Here is a 21,336-nt window from a genome sequence, read left to right as displayed (position 1 = left end):
CGACACCGGCCGGGGGGGTTGGCTCGCGCGAAATCTCGCGGCAAGGAAAGCTGTCTGTATGACCTCAGCAGCAGAACCGACAGAACTGGCTCAGATCGGAGTCACCGGACTCGCCGTCATGGGCTCCAACATCGCCCGCAACTTCGCCCATCACGGTCACACCGTCGCATTGCACAACCGCAGCGTGGCCAAGACCGATGCCCTGATCGCCGAGCACGGCACCGAGGGCAACTTCATCCGCACCGAGACCATCGAGGAGTTCGTCGCCGCCCTCGCGAAGCCGCGCCGAGTGCTCATCATGGTCAAGGCAGGCGACCCGACCGACGCCGTGATCGAGGAACTTGCAGGCGCGATGGAGGAGGGCGACATCATCATCGACGGTGGCAATGCCCTCTACACCGACACCATCCGGCGCGAGGCCGCCATGAAAGAGCGTGGACTGCTCTTCGTCGGTGCCGGTATCTCCGGCGGCGAAGAAGGCGCGCTCAACGGACCGTCGATCATGCCGGGCGGACCCGCGGAGTCCTACAAGGCCCTCGGACCGCTGTTGGAATCGATCGCGGCGCAGGTCGACGGCACGCCGTGCTGCACCCACATCGGGCCCGACGGCTCCGGCCACTTCGTCAAGATGGTCCACAACGGCATCGAATACGCCGATATGCAACTCATCGGTGAGGCCTACAACCTGTTCCGTGACGCGCTCGGATACACGCCCGCTCAGGTAGCGGACGTGTTCACCGAGTGGAACAACGGAGACCTCGAGAGCTACCTCGTCGAGATCACCGCCGAGGTTCTCCGCCAGGTCGACGCCAAGACCGGTCAGCCTCTCGTCGACGTGATCGTCGACGCTGCGGAGCAGAAGGGCACCGGTCGCTGGACCGTCAAGGCGGCTTTGGACCTCGGCGTTCCCGTCACCGGTATCGCCGAGGCCGTGTTCGCTCGGGCTCTGTCGGGGTCACGCGCTCAGCGCAAGGCAGCCGTCGGACTCGCCTCCGGAACACTCGCCGACAAGCCGACCGACGCAGAGCAGTTCACGCACGACATCAGTCGGGCTCTCTACGCGTCCAAGATCGTCGCCTACGCGCAGGGCTTCGATCAGATCGCCGCGGGCAGCACCGAATACGACTGGAATCTGCATCCCGGTGACCTCGCCACGATCTGGCGTGGTGGCTGCATCATTCGCGCTCGGTTCCTCGATCGCATCAAGGACGCGTACGACGACAACGCCGAACTGCCCAGTTTGATCCTGGCCCCGTATTTCCGTGATGCCATCGAGAACGCTATCGACAGCTGGCGTCGAGTGGTCATCACCGCGGCTTCACTGGGCATTCCGGTCCCCGCGTTCGCGTCCTCGCTCTCCTACTACGACGCGTTGCGGGCAGAGCGTCTACCTGCCGCTCTGACACAGGGTCAGCGGGACTTCTTCGGGGCGCACACCTACGAGCGAACCGACTCGGAAGGAAAGTTCCACACTCTGTGGAGCGGCGATCGTTCCGAGATCGAAGCCTGACCGAGAAGCTTCCGCCGGTGGCGCTGCGTTCACCACGCAGCGCCACCGGTACAGCACGGGAACCGGTCAGCCGGGTACCGGCCCGAGAATCGGTTGGACCACCGTCGACGGGATTCCTTCCCACGGCAGTGCACCTTCGAGGTCCTTCCACACCGCCTGCACCGCACTGAAGCACCCTTGGCCGTAGACGTCGGAGGCTGCGTACAGAATTTCCGCACAGTCCGGTACGTCGATGGTGAACAGCTCGAATCCTGCTGCAGTGCAACCGATTCCGGATTCGAGCTCGAGCATTCCCGAGGCCACCGAGGCGCCCAGCGAATTGAGAATTCGCGAGGACTCATGTGGCCCGCGTCCGGTCATGACGATCTCCGGGCTGCCGAAATTCGTCAGACCGACCGTGTAGCAGAACGCCGGATGGATACCGTCGAGATCGATTTCCGATTCCACGTACTGCAAGGCCCACCCACACCTGTCGATGGTGCGTTTCACACCTTCGATGTAGTCGTCGACGCTGTAGCCCTGACACATCTTGCACATAGCTCCCCCACACTCTGCGTGCGATCGCCCCCTCGGCGATCACGGTGCCGAACGCCGATCGAACGTGCGTTCTACTCGAAGTATTGCGCGGGGCACCGACAAGAAGATTCCGACGCGTGGTCGACGCAGCGGTAGGGTCACAGCCATGCCGGGTCAATCCGTTCGATCGTTCGCAGAACTGGGACTGCCCGTGGTTCTCGTCCACTCGCTCAGGAAAGCGGGTGTCTCGGAGCCGTTTCCGATCCAGTCCGCGGCTCTGCCCGATGCGCTCGAGGGCCGCGATGTTCTCGGCCGTGCTCCGACCGGATCGGGAAAGACTCTCGCGTTCGGGCTTCCGTTGCTCGTGCGGCTTGCCGGCCGTCGCAGTGAGCCCGGTGCTCCGCGTGGGCTCGTGCTTGCTCCCACTCGCGAACTCGCGCTCCAGATCCAGGAAGTCCTCGACATCCACGGTGCGACGTTCGGCCTACGCAGCGTCGGTGTGGTCGGCGGCGTCCCGCTCGAGCGCAATGTCCGAGAGATCCAGCGCGGAATCGACATCGTGGTTGCCACCCCCGGTCGCCTCAACGACCTGCTCGCCCGACGCTCGATCACGTTGAATCGCGTGGAGGTGACCGTGATCGACGAGGCGGATCGCATGGTGGACATGGGATTTCTGCCCCAGGTCGATTCGCTCCTCGCCGCGACACCGGCCGGCGGGCAGCGACTGCTGTTCTCGGCGACCTTGGACGAGGACGTCGACCGCCTGGTCGAGAAGTTCTTGAACGATCCGGCCGAACATTCGACGGCGGAGTCGGTCGGCGAGCCCGACATCGCGCACTACGTGTTCAGGGTCGACGCTGCCCGCAAGACCGAAGTAGCTGCCGCACTTGCCAACAGGGACGGTCGCACGCTGCTGTTCGTCCGGACCACTCACGCGGTCGACCGACTCACCGACGACTGTCGCCGTCTGGGTGTATCGGTATCGTCGTTGCACGGCAACAAGACTCAGGCTCACCGCACACGCTCGCTGGCCGCTTTCGGCGACGGCGAGTCGACCGCGCTGATCGCCACCGATGTCGCAGCACGGGGGGTTCACGTCGATGACGTCACCCTCGTGGTTCACGTCGACCCACCGTTGGACTCCAAGGACTACGTGCACCGCGCGGGCCGCACTGCGCGCGCCGGAGCCAGCGGAACCGTCGTGACGTTGGCCACCGCCGATCAGCTCGATCACGTGCGTGCGATGGCCGGCGACGCCGGTGTCTCGGCGACGGTGATCGACACCGAGACCGATCCCACCTCGTGGCGTCGGTTGACGGGGGCGCGTACCCCCATCGGCCGACCGCTCCCGGCCGAGGCGGCGGATTCACCCGCCCCTCGTAGTTCGCGGCATGGTGCCGCACCCGCCCGACACGAGCGACCCGGGCGTTCCGGAGGCAGGCGAGGCGGCACCCGAGGACGACGCGGGTGACCGCCTCCTGGTTGTCGATCCTGCTCGCGCTGGTGTCGGCATTCCTGTTCGCCTCTGCGTCGGTGGCACAGCAGAGCGCCGCCGCGTCGGTTCCGGAGGGAACATCGCTGCTCTCGGCTCTGATCCGAAGCCCGAGATGGTGGGTGGGCGTACTCGGGGACGGCGGCGGCTACGCGGTTCAGATCGCTGCACTGTGGGTCGGTTCGGTGCTGGTCGTGCAACCGTTGCTCGTCACCGCCCTGCTGTTCGCACTCCCGATGTCGGCGAAATTGACGGGCCGGGCACTCCCGGTTTCGACGTGGGCACTCGCCGTTCTCCTGGCCACCGCCCTTGCGGTGTTCATCGTGGTCGGCGATCCCAGCGAAGGCAATACCGACGCCCCGCTGGCCGATTGGATCATTCCGCTGATCATCGCCGCGGTCGTGATCGGTGGCGCCGCGGTGGGCGGGCTCGTACTGAGAGCGCCCGGCGCGCGGGCTCTGCTGCTCGGAGCCGCGGGAGGGCTGCTGTTCGGTCTGGCTGCGGCTCTGACGAAGTTCGTCACCGATCTGGTGGAGAGCGACCTGCTCGGAGCCCTGGCAGCCTGGCAGACCTACGCGCTGGTGGGATCCGGAGTTCTCGGGTTCTATCTGCAGCAGCGAGCCTTCCAGGCCGGTCCGCTGTCCGCGTCACTACCGGCGGTCACGATCGGCGAACCACTCGGCGCTGCGTTCATCGGCATCACGGTCCTGGACGAGCGAATCAGAACCGACGGGACGTCCCTCGCCGTCATCGCCGTAGCGGTGTTCGTCATGGTGGTGACGACGATTCGACTGTCTCGGACCCAGGCGTCGACCCGCATCGAAACGGAGACAGGGGACGTGGCTTCGGCCCCGAATGCGCCCGACCGGTAGTCTCGATCAACGTGCAGTTCCTCGATGGTCACCTTCCGCCCTACGATCTCACCTACGACGACGTCTTCCTCGTCCCCAACCGAACCGACGTCACGTCCAGGTTCGACGTCGACCTGAGCACGGTCGACGGTTCGGGCACCACCATCCCGATCGTCGTGTCGAACATGACCGCGGTGTCGGGACGGCGGATGGCAGAGACCGTCGCACGTCGCGGAGCGATCGCCGTGATCCCGCAGGACCTGCCCACCGAGGCCGTTGCCGAGACCGTCGCATTCGTCAAGAGCCGTGACCTGATCGCGGACACACCTGTCGTCCTCGGCCCCAATGCGTCCGTGTCCGACGCCTTGGCGCTGGTGCACAAGCGCGCACACGGGTCGGTCGTGATCGTCGAACACGGCAAACCGATCGGAGTGGTGACCGAGAGCGCCTGTGCCGACGTCGACCGATTCGCTCGACTCAGTTCCGTGGCGTCGGCCGATTTCGTGCGCGCTCCTCGCCATGCGTCGCCCCAGGAAGTCTTCGAGCTGATGGAAGCGGCACATGCCCATCTCGCCGTTGTCGTCGAGAACGACGGCTCCCTGGCCGGTGTCGTGACCAGGACCGGTGCCGTTCGGACCGGTATCTACGCGCCCGCGGTCGACGCGGCGGGACGCCTGCGCATCGCTGCCGCCGTCGGCATCAACGGCAATGTGGCCGAGAAGGCGACCGCACTGGTCGAGGCCGGTGCCGATGTGCTCGTCATGGACACCGCGCACGGCCATCAGCAGAAGATGCTCGAAGCCCTCGCTGCTGTGCGCTCTCTCGATCTCGGCGTTCCCCTGGCGGCCGGCAACGTGGTGTCCGCCCAGGGGACGCGCGATCTGGTGCAGGCCGGCGCGGACATCGTCAAGGTCGGCGTAGGACCGGGCGCGATGTGCACGACGCGAATGATGACCGGCGTCGGACGCCCCCAGTTCTCGGCTGTGGCCGATTGTTCGGCTGCGGCAGCCGAACTCGGAGCTTCGGTGTGGGCCGACGGCGGTGTGCGCCATCCCCGTGACGTTGCTCTCGCGCTGGCCGCCGGTGCTGCGAACGTCATGATCGGCTCGTGGTTCGCCGGCACCTACGAGTCGCCCGGCGACCTGCGAGTCGACGCATCCGGCAATCGGTACAAGGAGAGCTTCGGCATGGCGTCCAAGCGAGCCGTTGCCGCCCGCACCGCCACCGACGGCGCGTTCGACCGGGCCCGGAAAGCCTTGTTCGAGGAGGGCATTTCCAGTTCGCGGATGCGCCTCGATCCCGATCGGCCGGGTGTCGAGGATCTGATCGATCACATCTGCGCCGGAGTTCGCAGTACCTGTACGTACGCGGGAGCCCGTTCGCTGCCGGAGTTGGCCGAACGAGCCGTTCTGGGAGTCCAGTCCGCCGCCGGATTCGCCGAGGGGCGGCCCCTGCCCTCCGGGTGGTGACGATCGCACACGGTTAGACTCTCGCCTACAGCAGACACAGTTGTTCGCGCTCGTCACTCGTCGACAATTCGAGCAATCGATTCTCGGCGTGTGGCCTGACGTCGGCTCCCCATGAAGGGACCGCAACGCGAACCGACAGAAGGGAATCAGGTGCCCGAGGCACCCACTATCTCGGTTGCCGTCACGGCAACCGCAGAACAACACGACGACGGTTCCACTTCGGAGGGATCCTCTATCGAGCCGGGAGAGAAACCCGGCGAACACGATTTCGGCAGCCACGTGCACTCCGGCGGCGCAATGCTCCTGTCCCAGCTTCGACGGCCTCGGCTCAGGCGGAGTTGACGCGTGGAACTTCTCATCACCATCGCCAGCCTGCTCGGTTTCGTGGCCCTGACGGCCGGCACCGCGCTGTTCGTCGCGGCCGAGTTCTCCCTCACTGCCCTCGAACGCAGTGCGGTCGAGTCACAGGCCGACAACGGTGACCTCCGCTCACGCCAAGTTCTGCACGCCCACAAGACACTGTCGTTTCAGCTGTCCGGTGCCCAACTCGGCATCACCATCACCACGCTGATCACCGGTTATCTCGCCGAACCGGTGCTGGCCGGTTTCATTCGGCCGGTGGCCGACGCACTGGGCGCATCCGAGACCCTCGCCGCCGGCATCTCGCTCGCAGTGGCGCTGATCCTGGCGACCTCGTTCTCGATGATCTTCGGTGAGCTGGTTCCCAAGAACATCGCCATCGCGAAACCGATGTCGACCGCTCGCGTCACCGCCGGTGCGATGGCCGGGTTCTCACTGGTCTTCAAGTGGGCCATCAACGGACTCAACGGCTCGGCGAACTGGCTGGTGCGCCGGCTCGGAATCGAACCGGCGGAGGAACTGAGATCCGCTCGGTCGCCGCAGGAGCTGGGTTCGCTGGTCCGCACGTCGGCGCGGCAGGGGTCGATCGACGAGAACACCGCCCGACTGGTGGACCGGTCGTTGCAGTTCGGCGATCGCACGGCCGAGGAACTGATGACGCCGCGAGTGAAGATCGAAACACTCGCCACCGACGCGACCGTGGCCGATCTGATCGAAACGGCTGCGCGGACCGGCTTCTCACGTTTTCCGGTGGTCGACGGCGACCTGGACGACACCGTCGGCGTCGTTCACATCAAGCACGCGTTCACCGTCGCCGGGGCGCACCGACGGTCGACGACGGTCGAATCCCTGGCCCGCGACGTTCCCGTCGTACCGTCCAGTCTCGACGGCGACGCAGTGATGGAGCGGGTACGCGCCGACGGTATGCAGGTCGCGCTCGTCGTCGACGAGTACGGCGGCACCGCGGGCATGGTCACCATGGAGGATCTCATCGAGGAGATCGTCGGTGACGTGCGCGACGAACACGACGAGCCGGAACTCGATGTCTCCAGATCGGGCGACGGATGGGACTGTGCAGGGCTGCTGCGTATCGACGAGGTCGCGTCGGCCACGGGGTATTCGGCACCCGAGGGCGAGTACGAAACCATCGGCGGTCTCGTGCTGACGGAGTTGGGTCGTATTCCGACCGAGGGGGATGCAGTTCTGTTGCCCTCCCCGGCGAACGAGGATCCACTCGAACGAGACGGCGGCTGGGTGGCCCGGGTGCTTCGGATGGACGGCCGCCGCATCGACCGGGTGGTTCTTCTGCCCGTCGACGCAGCTGCGGTGGCTCGGATGAGGTCGGAGGGTGAGATCGATGGGTGATTTCCTCGGCGTCGGTCTAGCCGTCCTGTTGCTCGCCGGCAACGCATTCTTCGTCGGGGCCGAGTTCGCTCTGATCTCGGCCCGGCGGGACCGCCTCGAAGCCTTACTCGCGCAAGGCAAGAAGCGTGCGCAGAGCGTCATCGAGGCCGGTCAGAACCTGTCGCAGATGCTTGCGGCGGCCCAGCTCGGCATCACGATCTGCTCGATTCTTCTCGGACGCGTGGCGGAGCCTGCGGTGGCACACCTGATCGAGGTTCCGCTCGAGGCAGTCGGTATTCCCGAGTCCTTCCTGCACCCGATCGCCTTCGCCATCGCGTTGACGCTCGTGGTCGTTCTGCACATTCTCATCGGCGAGATGGTGCCCAAGAACATCGCCATCGCGGGTCCGGAGAGCACTGCCATGGTTCTGGTGCCCATCCATCTGCTGTTCATCAAGGTGGCACTGCCGCTGATCTCGTTCTACAACATGTGCGCCAACCTGACCCTTCGGCTGCTGCGGATCGAACCCAAGGACGAGCTGAGTTCCTCGGTGTCTGCGGTCGAGTTGTCGCAGATGATCGGCGAATCACGATCCGAGGGGCTGATCGATGCCGAGGAGCATCGACGACTGCGGCAAGCCCTCGAGACGTCCGGACGGACCGTGGCCGAGGTCCTGATTCCCTCTCACCAGGTTCGCAGCATCGAGTTGTCCGGACCCGAGCACACCCTCGGACCCACACTGGGCTCCGTCGAACGCGCCGTCATCGAAACGGGATTCTCTCGTTATCCGGTCCGCGACGCCTCGGGGGCACTCGTGGGCTACCTGCATCTGAAGGACGTACTCGAAGCCATGGCCGACGAATCGGCAGGACCGGACACGGTCATTCCGCGCAGCGACGTGCGAGCACTACCGGTGGTCTCCATCGACACCGTGCTCGACGACGCACTGACCAAGTTGCGTCGGGCCAGCAGCCATCTCGGTGCCGTGCACGACGCGACGGGTGCCACGGTCGGCATCGTCGCGCTCGAGGACCTGGTCGAGGAGTTCGTCGGTACGGTTCGGGACGGCACGCACCGGGTGGCCGGTCCGCGTCCGGGACAATCGTCGTCCAGCTTCAAGTCTGCGGCCGCTCCCCCACGGAACGTGTGAATGCCCGACTCGACGTTGAGCGAAGGACAGTGGACCTCCCGCCGTGCCGCGCACGCGGCACGGGTGGAGGACCTCGTCGGTGACTATCTGACGGACCGGGGCCACGGCGGCGTGCATCCGGTACTCGACTTCCTGTTCACCTACTACAGCCACCGCCCGGGTCAGCTGCGTCGATGGAATCCAGGTCACGGCGTCGTCCTCACCGGTGATCGCGCGCAGGATTTCGCGGCGTTCGCGTCCTACGAGCAGGTCGACACCGACGACGGACCGGGCTTTCGGGTGCGGTCGGATCTGGTGGAGCGTCGACGTTCGAGCATCGAATTCATTCTCGGCCTGCTCGCCGCAACCCGAGACAGGCAACCGGTGCTCGGCTGTTTCGGACTGCACGAGTGGGCGATGGTCTACCGCGGGGGCACCTCGGCACAGCGGCACGAGCAGGTGCCACTGCGCCTGGGGCACGAGGGAACCGACGCCGTGGTCGATTCGATGACGTTGCGCTGCACACACTACGACGCCTTCCGGTTCTTCACCCCCGATGCAGCGCCGCGCAACGCTCTCCCGCTGTCATCGCAGTCGCGTCTGACATCCGAGCAACCCGGTTGTATTCATGCCTCGATGGATCTCTACAAGTGGTGCTACAAGCTGGGGCCACTGATCGATTCCGAGTTTCTCACCGACTGCTTCGAGCTGGCCCTGCACGCGCGAACGATCGACATGCGCGCGAGTCCGTACGACCTGAGCGGCTTCGATCTCGAACCCATTCGGATCGAGACACCGGCCGGACGAGCCGAATACGTGCGCGCGCAGGGAGAACTGTCGAGCGAAGCGGCACCTCTGCGCTCGGCGTTGATCGCTCGATGCCAGAATTTACTGGTCGGCGGCGAGTTCGGCGTCGGACCTACCGCCGAGTAACATCGACAGCGTTGTCGTGGGGACACCGGTCACCGGTGTCCGTGACCGGAAAGAGTGAGGAATTCATGACCGATCGTGTGCAGGCTGGTGGACTTCAGGTCGCCAAGGTCCTATTCGATTTCGTCGAGAAGGAGGCGCTGCCGGGTACCGACGTAGAGTCCGATGCCTTCTGGGCCGGTGCCGCGTCGGTGATCGCCGATCTCGCTCCCAAGAACAAGGCACTGCTGGCGGTCCGCGACGAGATCCAGGGCAAGGTCGACGCCTGGCACGGCGAACACGCGGGCCCGAACTACGATCGCGCCGCCTACAAGGCATTCCTGAAGGAGATCGGCTACCTGCTCGACGAGCCGGCAGACTTCCAGATCAGCACGTCCGGTGTGGACACCGAGATCACCACCACGGCAGGCCCGCAGCTGGTGGTGCCGGTCCTCAATGCCAGGTTCGCGATCAACGCGTCCAATGCACGGTGGGGCTCGCTGTACGACGCTCTCTACGGAACCGACGCCATCCCCGAGACCGACGGTGCCGAAAAGGGCACCAGCTACAACAGGGTCCGCGGCGACAAGGTCATCGCCTTCGCGCGGAACTTCCTGGACGAGGCGCTGCCCCTGAGCTCCGGCTCGCACGTCGGTACCACCGGATACGTCGTCGATGCCGCCTCGCTCACGGTGACCCTCGCCGACGGCAGCACGGTCGGGCTGAAAGATCCGGCACAGCTGCTCGGCTACCAGGGCACCCCGGACGCACCGTCGGCAATCCTGTTCGTGCACAACGGCTTGCACTTCGAGATCCAGATCGATCCCGAGAGCCCGATCGGCGAGACCGACGGGGCAGGCGTCAAGGACGTCCTGCTCGAGTCCGCTGTCACCACCATCATGGACTTCGAGGACTCCGTCGCGGCCGTCGACGCAGACGACAAGGTTCTGGGGTATCGCAACTGGCTCGGTCTGATGAAGGGCGATCTGACCGAGGAAGTCTCCAAGGGAGGCAAGACCTTCACCCGTGCGATGAACAAGGACCGCACGTACACCTCGGTCGACGGTTCGGAACTGACGCTGCACGGTCGCTCGCTGCTGTTCGTCCGCAACGTCGGTCACCTGATGACCTCGGATGCGATCCTCGATGCCGACGGCAACGAGGTGCCCGAGGGAATTCTCGATGCTCTGTTCACCTCGCTCGCCGGCATGCACTCGCTGACCTCGGACAATGTGCTGTCGAACTCACGCACCGGTTCGCTGTACATCGTCAAGCCCAAGATGCACGGACCGGACGAGGTCGCGTTCACCGCGGAGCTGTTCGGCCGTGTCGAGCAGGTTCTCTCCCTGCCGGCCAACACACTCAAGGTCGGCATCATGGACGAGGAACGCCGCACGACGGTCAACCTCAAGGCGTGCATCCAGGCTGCGTCCGAACGCGTCGTGTTCATCAACACCGGCTTCCTCGACCGCACCGGCGACGAGATCCACACCTCGATGGAGGCAGGTCCCGTCGTACGCAAGGGAGCGATGAAGGGCGAGAAGTGGATCGCCGCCTACGAGGACTTCAACGTCGACACCGGTCTCGCTGCCGGCCTCGAAGGCAAGGCACAGATCGGTAAGGGCATGTGGGCCATGCCCGATCTGATGCACGACATGCTCGAGCAGAAGATCGGCCACCCCAAGGCCGGTGCCAACACTGCGTGGGTTCCTTCCCCCACCGCTGCGACCTTGCACGCCCTGCACTACCACAAGGTCGATGTCTTCGCCCGTCAGCACGAAATCGCACAGGCCAAGCGCGCCACCGTCGACGACATTCTCGAAATTCCTCTCGCACCGTCCACGGACTGGACCGACGAGGAGAAGCAGAACGAACTCGACAACAACTCGCAGTCGATCCTGGGCTACGTCGTGCGGTGGATCGACCACGGCGTCGGCTGCTCGAAGGTTCCCGACATCAACGACATCGCACTCATGGAAGACCGTGCGACGCTGCGTATTTCGAGTCAGTTCATCGCGAACTGGCTGCGCCACGGCATCGTCACCGAAGATCAGGTGCGCGAGTCGCTGAAGCGGATGGCCCCGGTGGTGGACCGTCAGAACGAATCCGATCCGACGTACAAGCCGTTGGCTCCCGACTTCGACACCAACATCGCTTTCCAGGCTGCCAGCGACCTGATCTTCCAGGGCACCAGCCAGCCCAACGGCTACACCGAGCCGATCCTGCATCGTCGCCGACGGGAGTACAAGGCCGTCAACGCCTGACGGACTTGTCGATCACGTGGGTGAACATCGGAACACAGGGCGCGGGCGTTCGATAGCCGCCGGACCCGTGATCGTCGTGATCACGATCGCGGTGCTCGCTGCGGCCGTGTTCGGATGGTTTCAACTGCGGGATCGAATCCTCGATCAAGGGGTCGAAGCTGCCGACACCTGTGTGGAGGGATCGGCGGTGCTCACTGTCGCCGCCGATCCCGACATCTCCGGGCCGGTCGAACAATTGGCTGCTCGTTTCAACGACACCGCACCGGTGGTCCGTGATCACTGTGTGACGGTGCAGGTTCGAGCCACGGCCTCCGATGCCGTCCGGATGGCCTTGAACGCCGGTATCGACAACTGGGACGTCGGAGCACTCGGCGCTCGGCCGGGCCTGTGGATACCTCAATCGTCGGGCGACGTCGCGGCCGTGACCGACCGAGGAGCCCTCGACGGCACCCCGCGGCCACTCGCGGCGAGTCCGGTGGCACTCGCGGTGCCGTCCGCCGTGGCCGACTCTCTCACGTCGGTGAGTTGGGCCGACCTGGTCCGCCTGCAACGCGACCCACAGGCACTCGGCCTCGGCGAGTGGGGCGCACTCCGTCTCGCACTGCCGACCGGATCCGATGCCGGCGCAACCACACTCGCGCTCGCCGCCATCGCTGCCGGGGTACGCGGCGATCCGGCCACTGCACTGACCCTCGACCAGGTCTCGTCGAGAGAACTGGTTTCGGCTGTGTCGGAGCTTGCTGTCACCGACACCGGAGCCTCCGCAACGTCTGCATCCACAACCTACGACTCACTCGCCGCCCTGGAGAGCTCGCCCGGCCCCGACGCCCCCGTCCACGCTGTTCCGGTCACCGAACAGCAACTGGCGTCGACCGATTCGTCGACGTTGACCGCCGTTCGACCTCAGGGCTTAACTCCCGTTGCCGATCATCCCGCGGCCGTACTCTCCGGCGACGAGACCTCGACCAGGGCGGCCGCCGCATTCGTCGATTTCGTCCGCCAGCCGGACGGCGCGCAGCTGCTCACGGATGCGGGCTTCGGCGTCGGCGAAACACAGAACTCCGACACCATCGCTGCTCCCTCCGGACCGGTTGCCGACGCGCTGCTGGACGTGCTGCGAAATCCGGTCCTGCCGCGTCGAGCCACCGTACTGCTCGACGTGTCCGAGTCGATGGGCACGAGCGAGGGCAGTGCGACTCGGCTGCAGAACACGGTTCGCGCCCTCGGCGAGCAGTTCCAGCGAGTACCCGATTCCACCGAGCTGGGCCTGTGGAGCTTCAGCGAGGATCTGGACGACTCGCTCCCCTATCGCGTCGACGTTCCGACCGGCCCGATGGCGGCTCAGGTCGCAGCGGCTTCCAGGCGCGACGCGCTGAATTCCGGTGCAGCGGCGTTGACACCGGAATCCGCGTCGTATTCCGCCCGGTCGTTGCTGGCCGCCTATCGCGATGCCGTGGCCGGGTTCGTCCCCGGGCGCGTCAATTCCGTGGTGCTGATCACCGACGGTCCCAACGACGACCCATCGCTGTCCACCCAAGACCTGCTCACCGACCTGAACTCGGCATCCGATGCCGAACGTCCGGTCGCAGTGAACGTGGTGATGATCGGCGACAACACCGACGCGACCGCGTTCACCGACATCTCGGCCCGGACGGGCGGCACCGCGACGACCGTGCCGACGTCGGATTCTCAGGATTTCTTCGATCTACTCGGAAAGTTGTTGTACTAGAACATGTCTCGCGTAATTTTCGTCGGTGTCTTCTTGCTCCTCGTCACCCTGTTCCTACACTGGCGATTCCTTTCCGTCACCGGAATGCCGACACGTCCCAAGAGGGCTGTCGATGCTGTGCTGGCGCTGTTGTGGCTGTGTGCGGTGATCGGCTTCGGCAGCGGCGTCGCATTCGATCCGTCCTGGGCACGGGGCCCCGCGTTCGTCGGGCTCACGTGGCTCGCCGTGGTGCTGTACCTGTTCCTGGGAACCGTACTGGTGGCCGTGATCTGCACCGTCGTGAGAGTGGTTTTCGCGGCGCGGCATCGCGATTCGTCCGCGGCTCGACTGCGTGTGTCGAGGATCGGCTCAGCGGCGGTGTCACTCGTCAGCGTGGTCGCAGTGGGGTACGGACTCGTCGAGGCGGCAACTCCGCGGGTGACGAACACCGCCGTTGCGCTCGACAGGCTACCGGCCGAATTCGACGGCGTCCGAGTGGCATTGGTATCGGACCTGCACGCCGGCCCCTCCCGCGGTGCGGGGTTCGTACGGAAGGTCGTCGATTCGATCAACGCTCGAAATCCTGATGTCGTGCTGCTCGACGGCGATCTCATCGACGGCACGGTTGCTCTGGTGGGAGAAGACCTGGAGCCGCTCCGCGACCTCGACGCCCCGCTCGGTGTGTTCGCCGTCAGCGGCAACCACGAGTTCTATGCGGGTGACGGCGGCGAATGGCTCGACTTCTGGTCCACGCTCGGAATCGACGTTCTACGCAACGAGCGCACGACGATCACTCGTGGTGACGCCGCGATCGATATCGCCGGCATCAACGACGCCACCGCACCGGCACCGTACGAACCCGATCTCGCCGCGGCATTGGACGGGATCGACCCGGATCGATTCGTATTGTTGATGGCGCATCAGCCGTTGCAGGCGGTGGAGGCGTCCGACTTCGGAGTCGACATGCAGGTGTCCGGGCACACGCATGGGGGTCAGATCTGGCCGATTCGGTACCTGGTGCCGCTCCAGCAGCCGAGTGTCGAAGGGCTGGACACGATCGGCAACACCACGCTGTACACCACCAGGGGTGCGGGCGCGTGGGGTCCACCAGTTCGCGTCGCCGCTCCGCCCGAGATCGCGATGCTCGAACTCACCCGGGGCTGAAGCCTGCGACACGGGTAGAACAGAGCCCGCCACGTAGACGTGGCGGGCTCTGTTCCAGGCTCAGGCGAACGCCTCGATCGGTGGGCACGAGCACACCAGGTTGCGATCACCGTGTGCACCGTCGATGCGTCGCACCGCGGGCCATACCTTCGGACGGTCGTAGCCCGCGGGGTAAGCAGCGAGTTCCCGTGAATACGGGTGATCCCATTCGGCGGCCAGGCTCCGAGCGGTGTGCGGTGCGCCTCGAAGTGGGTTGTCCTCGACGGTCCATTCGCCCGATCCGACGCGATCGATCTCTCCCCTGATGGCGATCAGGGCATCGCAGAACGCGTCGATCTCCTCGAGGTTCTCGCTCTCGGTCGGCTCGACCATCAGAGTTCCGGGCACCGGGAAGCTCATCGTGGGCGCGTGGAAACCGTAGTCCGCCAATCTTTTCGCAACGTCGTCGACAGTGACTCCGGTGTCCTTGGTCAACCCTCGCAGATCGAGAATGCACTCGTGGGCGACCATGCCGTTGTCGCCGGTGTACAGAACCGGGAAGTACTCGTCGAGGCGGCGGGCGATGTAGTTGGCCGACGCGATGGCAGTCAACGTCGCCTGCCGAAGTCCCGTCGCACCCATCATCGCGATGTAGGCCCAGGTGATCGTCAGGATCGAGGCACTGCCGTAGGGGGCACCGGACACCGTCGGTCCCGAACCGAGCTGTGGGGCCAGTGGATGCCCCGGCAGGTACGGCTGCAGATGCGACCGCACACCGATCGGTCCCACACCGGGCCCGCCGCCTCCGTGCGGGATGCAGAATGTCTTGTGCAGGTTCAGGTGGCTGACGTCGCCGCCGAATCGGCCGGGGCGCGCCAGACCGACGAGGGCGTTGAGGTTGGCACCGTCGACGTACACCTGACCGCCTGCGTCGTGGACCGCTGCACAGATCTCGGAGATCTCGTGCTCGTACACGCCGTGGGTGGAGGGATAGGTGATCATGATCGCGGCGAGGGTGTCGGTGTGCTCGGCGATCTTGGCGCGCAGGTCGTCGACGTCGACGTCACCGTTGGGACGGCAGGCCACGACGACGACGCGCATACCCACCATCACCGCCGAGGCTGCGTTGGTGCCGTGGGCACTCGACGGGATCAGGCAGACGGTGCGTTCGGCATCGCCGTTGCCGAGGTGGTAGCGACGTATGGCGAGCAGTCCCGCATATTCGCCTTGGCTGCCTGCATTCGGCTGCAGGCTGACCGCGTCGTAGCCGGTGATGTCCACGAGCCACCGTTCCAGGTCGGCGATCACCCTCAGCAGACCGGGCACGTCCGAGGACGGAGCGAAGGGGTGCTGACGGGCGAACTGCGGCCAGGTGATGGACTCCATCTCCGCGGTTGCGTTCAGCTTCATCGTGCACGAACCGAGCGGAATCATGCTGCGATCGAGAGCGATGTCCTTGTCGGACAACGCGCGCAGGTAGCGCAGCATGGCCGTCTCGGTCCGGTACCGGGTGAATGCCGGGTGCGTGAGGTATTCCGAGGTGCGCGTCATGTTCGCCGGCAACGACTCGGCTCCGGCACCGGCGGTTTCTGCACCGAACGCTGCGAGTGCGTTCGCGATGTGCTCGGGTGTCGTCGCCTCGTCGCACGCTACGGCGACGTGGTCGGCGTCGACCAACCGCAGATTGATGCCGCGTTGCTTGGCATCGTCGACGACGGCCTCGGCCCTGCCCGGGATCGACGCGAGGACGGTGTCGAAGAATTCCGAGTGCACCACGTCGATGCCTGCCTCTCGCAGACCTGCGGCCACGTTTCGAGCATGCACATTCACCCGAGTCGCTATGGCCCGCAATCCGTCTGCGCCGTGGTAGCTGGCGTACATCGCGGCGACGATGGCCAGCAGGACCTGAGCGGTACAGATGTTGGAGGTCGCCTTCTCGCGGCGGATGTGCTGCTCGCGGGTCTGCAGCGCCAGACGGTAGGCGCGGTGACCGTCCGCGTCGAGCGAGACCCCGACCAGTCGGCCGGGTAGCTGACGGGAATGACCTGACCGCACTGCGAGGTAGCCGGCGTGCGGTCCGCCGTAGCCCATCGGGACACCGAACCGCTGGGTGGTTCCGAAACAGACGTCCGCGCCGATCTCACCGGGCGGAGTCACCACGGTGGCGGCCAGCAGGTCCACTCCCACGGCAACCAACGCGCCACGTTCGTGCGCGGCCTCGATGGTCGCCGTGTGATCGACCAGACGGCCCGATGCTCCCGGCAGCTGCGCCAGCACACCAAAAAATTCCCCGTCGGGCAGGCCGTCGGCCAGATCGGCGTAGACCAGTTCGATCCCCAACGGCTCGGCGCGAGTGGCCAATACGGCCTCGGTCTGCGGAAAGATGTCGGAATCGACCAGTAGCCGAGGGGACTTGGAAGCTCTGTTCGCGCGCCGCATCAAGGTCATGGATTCGGCGGCGGCCGTCGACTCGTCGAGCATCGACGCATTCGCCACGTCCATGCCGGTGAGGTCGGCGACCATGGTCTGGAAGTTCAGCAGTGCTTCCAGCCGCCCCTGGCTGATTTCGGGCTGATACGGCGTGTACGCGGTGTACCAGGCCGGATTCTCCAGAATTCCCCGGGTCAGCACCGGCGGGGTCAACGTGTCGTAGTACCCGAGGCCGATCATCGACGTCGCCACGGTGTTCTGCCCGGCGAGCTCGGCCAGTGCGGCGAGTACCTCGTGCTCGCTCAGGGCAGGCGGCAGTGTTGCCATGCCCTCGGGAACGCCGTCGACCACGGTGTCGAGGATGGACGACGGAACGGCCTTGCGGGCCAGCTCGTCGAGACTGTCGACGCCGATCGTGTCGAGGATGCGGACCAACTCGGTGGCGTCGGGGCCGATGTGGCGGTCGACGAAAGTGTGTGCGGACGAGGCGGTTCGGTCGGTCACGATGTGCTCCCAGGTGCCGGAAAGACGAGGCGTCGGACGACCGAGGCATGCGCTCCGGCCGCTCCTCCCCCTCTGTCGTGTGCCCGCTGACGCGCGCGCCTGAGAGATTCGGTCGGACACGGCGCGCCAGACAAGCGCGCCGGCACCTTTCCCCTTGGGCGGGTGGGTGCTCCCACCACTTTCCAGAGTTGTCGAAGCCCACACGGTCCGTGTGCCTGAGAGATTGACGGGGAGGTGTTGCTCCTTCGGCGTCCGAGACTGGGTGCCTCGGAACTCTCCCGCGCGGGCGCGACGAGGAAAGTCTAGCCGGTCTTGCGGCTCGCGCGATTCTTGCGGCGCGACGCCAGCTCGTCCTCGGGGCTCGACTGGCTTTCACCGCCGTCGGCTCGTTCGGCCGGGAAGTCGGCGATGGTGCCGGTGAGCTCGCGCATCGCGCCGTTCACGGCGATACCGAACACGCCCTGCCCGCCTTGGAGGAGGTCGACCACTTCTTCTGCCGACGTGCACTCGTACACGGTGGTGCCGTCCGAGAACAGCGTGATGTTGGCGAGGTCGCCCACACCGCGCTGGCGAAGGTGGTCGACGGCGACGCGGATGTTCTGCAGCGAGATCCCGGTATCGAGCAGGCGCTTGACGATCTTGAGGACGAGCATGTCCTTGAACGAATACAGCCGCTGGCTTCCCGACCCCGCTGCGCCGCGGATGGATGGCACGACCAGCCCGGTGCGGGCCCAGTAATCGAGCTGGCGGTACGTGATGCCGGCGATCTGGCAGGCACTCGGCACGCGGTAGCCCACGAGTTCGTCGGGCACGGAGTCGTCGGGGAACAATCCCGGTTGAATGTCCTGGGGCGCTTCGATTCGGGCGTTCGACGCCTGGTCGGAGGTGTCGACCCGAGCATCGGCACCGACGGGCGTGTCCTCGGTCCGGCCTGCGGCTGCGGACTCTCGACTGCCGTGATGCTGCTGCGGCTGATCTCCCACTGACTGCTCCCTCTCGGATGTCTCACTGCGTTCGGATCGAGTCAGTACTGCGATCCGTCCGAGACACTGGAGATGTCTCGGTGTACTCGCGTGAAGTCATACCGTGTACCAGGCCAGAGTACGCCTCGGCAGCTGTCGAAGAGGCGTGAACTGCACCGGATCGGACCAGCAGCGGCGATGAACTTCACTGGCACGAACGTTATGGGGACGATCGTGCAGATTCAACGCAACGCGCCGTAAACCTGAACCTAAAGTTGAGGTTGAGACTCTTCTGTTACCCGTCGGTGGCTTTGAAGTCGTCGGGAGACACGGATTCGAGGAACTCCTTGAACTTCTCGACCTCGTCCTCGCGCTCGTCGGGCATGATCAACCCGGCTTCGGCCAACACGGGCTCCTCGGCGAAGATCGGCACCCCGGCCCGAAGTGCGATGGCAACCGAATCCGACGGCCGAGCGGAGACTCTGATGTCCTTGTCGAACACGAGATCGGCGTAGAAGGTGCCCTCCTGCAGATCGACGATGCGCACCTCCTTGAGCTGGTGCCCCAGTGCCGAGATCAAGTCCTTGACAAGATCGTGGGTGAGGGGCCGAGCAGGTTGGACGCCCTGCTGCTCCAAAGCGATTGCAGCAGCCTCTGTTTGACCGATCCAGATCGGGAGGTACCGGTCGCCGTCGGCCTCACGCAACAGCAACACGGGCTGGTTCTGCGGTTGTTCGACACGAATACCGACCACACGCATCTCACTCATCGTGTCTGCCTCTCAACTCGAGAAATCCGGACTGCGCTGAAGACCGGCTCAGCCCAGTCTATTGGAATTCGAACCGACACGAGAGCGCGTCACCGGTCGAGCGCACCGCGCACCGCCGCTTTGACGAGACAGGTGTGCAAGGTCAAGGACAGTGCGGCCAACTCACGGATCATTTCCTCCGCGCGATCGCGCGCACCGGCGTCTCGGCCCTTCGCAACGGGTCCGGCGATCTGCGCCACCAACCCGGCTTCGCGGTCCGCCGCGAGCTTGAACGCTCGAAGGTGGCGCACTTCCAGACCGAACTGCAACATCGCGTGTGCGGTTCGGGCGAGCGTCACCGCTCCGTCGTCGTAGAAACCGGCCTGCCCGGGAGTGATCAGACCGGCTCGCAGCAGCTCGGTCAGAAACGCATCGTCGATCCCCGCCTGAGCGAGTAGATCTGCCTTGGCGATACGAACCTCTCGATCGGGCAGGAACTCCTCGGGCGACACCTCACCGGCAGCGACCGTGAGCGACCGCGGACGCTTGACCGTCGCGTCGGCCCGTTCCACGGTGGCGACCCCGTGGTCGATGGCTTCGAGCTGTTCCTTGATGACCTTGAGCGGCAGGTACTGATCGCGCTGCGCGGTCAGTACGAAGCGCAGACGCTCGCAGTCCGCGATGGAGAACCGTCGGTACCCCGAGGGTGTGCGCTCCGGCGAAATCAGACCCTCGGCTTCGAGGAATCTGATCTTCGAGATGGTGACATCAGGAAAGTCGGGCCGAAGTCGATCGAGGACGGAGCCAATCGACATCCCCCCGTTGGACTGCTGCCCGACGGCGGTCACTGGCTTCCTGCACCCGCAGACGTGTCGCCGACCTGAGATCCGTTGCCACCGCGCGGTCCGGTGAGGAACACCAGCCGGAACTTGCCGATCTGGACCTCGTCACCGTTTGCCAGCACGGCCGAGTCGACCGGCTCCCGGTTGACGTACGTGCCGTTGAGGCTGCCGACGTCCACGACCTGGAAGTCGTCCTCGTCCTGCCGGAACTCGGCGTGCCGACGGCTGACGGTGACATCGTCGAGGAAGATGTCACTGTCGGGGTGCCGACCGGCCGAAGTGGTCGGCTGGTCGAGCAGGAACCGTGACCCGGCGTTGGGTCCCCGCTTGACGACGAGCAGCGCGGCACCGACAGGCAACCCCTCGACACCCGATACCGGAGCTTCGGTGCTCTGGGTGGCCGCGGAGTTGTCCAGCTCCTGCAGGAAATCTGCGCGGAAGACCGAGGTGGTCTCTGCCGGTGACTCCCCGTAGTTGCTGTCGTTGTCGTTCTGGCTCACCGTTACTCCTTCTCAGTCCGTTCACCCGAGGCAGCGATCGCCGCGGGTAACGCAGTACATGGTCTTCACATCGGGTGTTGCTTGGCGTTCGGTGGTGCGTAGCGTCGTACAGCTTGCTGGACCTTCGCCCCGACAGGGTATTCGCTCGGTGTCGACCGTACCCTGCGCGGCGGGGGCCGTGTGGCCTGTTGGCCGGTGTCGACAGCCGGCCGATCACTCGGCCGTGATGAGAGCATATCCGGCGGCATCGAGCATCTGCGCCAGTGCCGCGTCCAACTCCTCCGGTGTCGAAACCTCGAGGTCGATCAGCCAGCCTCCGGTGTAGGGGCCCGAATTCACCTTCTCCGGTTCGCCGTCCAGATCCTGGTTCACGGCAACCACTTTCGCGGTCAGAGGGCTGAACACGTCGGAGACACTCTTGGTGGATTCGACCTCGCCGAGAGACTCGCCCGCGGTGACGGTGTCACCGATGGAGGGAAGCTGAACGAACACCACGTCGCCCAACTGCGACTGCGCGAAATCGGTGATACCGATCCGCACCGTTGCAGGCCCCGTGCGCTGCACCCACTCGTGCTCGGGGGTGTAGTACAGATCAGCTGGTGTGTCGATGTCGCTCAACGCGGCATTCCCTTCGATCGTGGCCCGGGGCAATCAG

The 21,336-nt window shown here is 65.4% G+C and carries 17 protein-coding genes and 1 riboswitch; of the genes, 10 read left to right on the top strand and 7 right to left on the bottom strand.

The window, feature by feature from the left end:
- Positions 1 to 58 precede the first annotated feature (58 nt).
- Positions 59 to 1,510, top strand: a complete 1,452-nt coding sequence (gene gndA, locus CH249_RS21380) for an NADP-dependent phosphogluconate dehydrogenase (protein ID WP_094629442.1) — start codon at positions 59 to 61, stop codon at positions 1,508 to 1,510.
- A 66-nt stretch (positions 1,511 to 1,576) separates the two neighbouring features.
- Here gndA and CH249_RS21375 read toward each other — a convergent pair whose 3' ends face one another.
- Positions 1,577 to 2,047 (bottom strand): DUF4262 domain-containing protein, encoded by a 471-nt coding sequence (locus tag CH249_RS21375; RefSeq protein WP_094682754.1) that lies wholly within the window; start codon positions 2,045 to 2,047, stop codon positions 1,577 to 1,579.
- Positions 2,048 to 2,192: 145 nt separating this feature from the next.
- On the opposite strand from CH249_RS21375, the gene CH249_RS21370 reads away from it, so the two are divergent.
- The 9 genes from CH249_RS21370 (at position 2,193) to CH249_RS21325 (ending at position 14,716) form a co-directional block, all read left to right on the top strand.
- Positions 2,193 to 3,497 (top strand): DEAD/DEAH box helicase, encoded by a 1,305-nt coding sequence (locus tag CH249_RS21370; RefSeq protein WP_256988403.1) that lies wholly within the window; start codon positions 2,193 to 2,195, stop codon positions 3,495 to 3,497.
- Positions 3,494 to 4,390 carry a DMT family transporter gene (locus CH249_RS21365; protein ID WP_094682753.1) on the top strand — a complete coding sequence of 299 codons (897 nt, stop codon included), beginning with the start codon at positions 3,494 to 3,496 and terminating at the stop codon, positions 4,388 to 4,390. The genes CH249_RS21370 and CH249_RS21365 overlap by 4 nt, the downstream gene beginning before the upstream one ends.
- 11 nt (positions 4,391 to 4,401) lie before the next feature.
- On the top strand, positions 4,402 to 5,838 hold the full coding sequence (locus CH249_RS21360; protein ID WP_094682752.1) for a GuaB1 family IMP dehydrogenase-related protein: 1,437 nt from the start codon (positions 4,402 to 4,404) through the stop codon (positions 5,836 to 5,838).
- A 345-nt stretch (positions 5,839 to 6,183) separates the two neighbouring features.
- Positions 6,184 to 7,563 carry a hemolysin family protein gene (locus CH249_RS21350; RefSeq protein ID WP_032398130.1) on the top strand — a complete coding sequence of 460 codons (1,380 nt, stop codon included), beginning with the start codon at positions 6,184 to 6,186 and terminating at the stop codon, positions 7,561 to 7,563.
- Complete coding sequence (locus CH249_RS21345; RefSeq protein ID WP_094682751.1) at positions 7,556 to 8,692, top strand: hemolysin family protein; 1,137 nt, start codon at positions 7,556 to 7,558, stop codon at positions 8,690 to 8,692. The genes CH249_RS21350 and CH249_RS21345 overlap by 8 nt, the downstream gene beginning before the upstream one ends.
- Positions 8,693 to 9,604: a 3-methyladenine DNA glycosylase gene (locus CH249_RS21340; protein WP_094682750.1), complete on the top strand. Its 912-nt coding sequence runs from the start codon at positions 8,693 to 8,695 to the stop codon at positions 9,602 to 9,604.
- Positions 9,605 to 9,669: 65 nt separating this feature from the next.
- A complete protein-coding gene (locus tag CH249_RS21335) occupies positions 9,670 to 11,844 on the top strand; it encodes a malate synthase G (RefSeq protein ID WP_094647995.1) in 2,175 nt (724 codons plus the stop codon).
- A gap of 67 nt (positions 11,845 to 11,911) precedes the next feature.
- Positions 11,912 to 13,573 (top strand): substrate-binding and VWA domain-containing protein, encoded by a 1,662-nt coding sequence (locus CH249_RS21330; protein WP_256988401.1) that lies wholly within the window; start codon positions 11,912 to 11,914, stop codon positions 13,571 to 13,573.
- A 3-nt stretch (positions 13,574 to 13,576) separates the two neighbouring features.
- Positions 13,577 to 14,716: a metallophosphoesterase gene (locus CH249_RS21325; protein WP_094682749.1), complete on the top strand. Its 1,140-nt coding sequence runs from the start codon at positions 13,577 to 13,579 to the stop codon at positions 14,714 to 14,716.
- 60 nt (positions 14,717 to 14,776) lie between these two features.
- Here the strand turns inward: CH249_RS21325 and gcvP are convergent, their stop codons facing one another.
- The 6 genes from gcvP to gcvH all read right to left on the bottom strand — a co-directional run bounded on the left by gcvP (position 14,777) and on the right by gcvH (position 21,299).
- Positions 14,777 to 17,629, bottom strand: coding sequence for an aminomethyl-transferring glycine dehydrogenase (gcvP, locus tag CH249_RS21320; protein WP_094647876.1), 2,853 nt, complete (start codon positions 17,627 to 17,629; stop codon positions 14,777 to 14,779).
- A gap of 193 nt (positions 17,630 to 17,822) precedes the next feature.
- Positions 17,823 to 17,920: riboswitch (glycine riboswitch) on the bottom strand.
- A gap of 11 nt (positions 17,921 to 17,931) precedes the next feature.
- A complete protein-coding gene (locus CH249_RS21315) occupies positions 17,932 to 18,489 on the bottom strand; it encodes a MerR family transcriptional regulator (RefSeq protein WP_052050517.1) in 558 nt (185 codons plus the stop codon).
- A 397-nt stretch (positions 18,490 to 18,886) separates the two neighbouring features.
- Positions 18,887 to 19,360 carry a bifunctional nuclease family protein gene (locus tag CH249_RS21310; protein WP_045195099.1) on the bottom strand — a complete coding sequence of 158 codons (474 nt, stop codon included), beginning with the start codon at positions 19,358 to 19,360 and terminating at the stop codon, positions 18,887 to 18,889.
- Between the two features lie 89 nt (positions 19,361 to 19,449).
- Positions 19,450 to 20,187, bottom strand: a complete 738-nt coding sequence (locus CH249_RS21305; RefSeq protein ID WP_032398137.1) for a MerR family transcriptional regulator — start codon at positions 20,185 to 20,187, stop codon at positions 19,450 to 19,452.
- Positions 20,184 to 20,681 (bottom strand): FHA domain-containing protein, encoded by a 498-nt coding sequence (locus tag CH249_RS21300; RefSeq protein WP_032398138.1) that lies wholly within the window; start codon positions 20,679 to 20,681, stop codon positions 20,184 to 20,186. Before CH249_RS21300 ends, CH249_RS21305 begins: the two co-directional genes overlap by 4 nt.
- A gap of 213 nt (positions 20,682 to 20,894) precedes the next feature.
- Positions 20,895 to 21,299: a glycine cleavage system protein GcvH gene (gcvH, locus tag CH249_RS21295; RefSeq protein WP_045195096.1), complete on the bottom strand. Its 405-nt coding sequence runs from the start codon at positions 21,297 to 21,299 to the stop codon at positions 20,895 to 20,897.
- Between the last annotated feature and the right edge of the window lie 37 nt (positions 21,300 to 21,336).

This window comes from Rhodococcus sp. 05-2255-3B1 (genome assembly GCF_002258545.1).
Taxonomy (GTDB): domain Bacteria; phylum Actinomycetota; class Actinomycetes; order Mycobacteriales; family Mycobacteriaceae; genus Rhodococcoides.
This window is presented reverse-complemented; position numbering and strand designations above follow the sequence as displayed.

Excerpts from the sequence above, each read along its gene's own strand:
- gndA (WP_094629442.1), top strand. The coding sequence starts at position 59 with ATGACCTCAGCAGCAGAACCGACAGAACTGGCTCAGATCGGAGTCACC.
- CH249_RS21375 (WP_094682754.1), bottom strand. The coding sequence starts at position 2,047 with ATGTGCAAGATGTGTCAGGGCTACAGCGTCGACGACTACATCGAAGGT.
- CH249_RS21370 (WP_256988403.1), top strand. The coding sequence starts at position 2,193 with ATGCCGGGTCAATCCGTTCGATCGTTCGCAGAACTGGGACTGCCCGTG.
- CH249_RS21345 (WP_094682751.1), top strand. The coding sequence starts at position 7,556 with ATGGGTGATTTCCTCGGCGTCGGTCTAGCCGTCCTGTTGCTCGCCGGC.
- CH249_RS21340 (WP_094682750.1), top strand. The coding sequence starts at position 8,693 with ATGCCCGACTCGACGTTGAGCGAAGGACAGTGGACCTCCCGCCGTGCC.
- CH249_RS21335 (WP_094647995.1), top strand. The coding sequence starts at position 9,670 with ATGACCGATCGTGTGCAGGCTGGTGGACTTCAGGTCGCCAAGGTCCTA.
- CH249_RS21325 (WP_094682749.1), top strand. The coding sequence starts at position 13,577 with ATGTCTCGCGTAATTTTCGTCGGTGTCTTCTTGCTCCTCGTCACCCTG.
- CH249_RS21310 (WP_045195099.1), bottom strand. The coding sequence starts at position 19,360 with ATGAGTGAGATGCGTGTGGTCGGTATTCGTGTCGAACAACCGCAGAAC.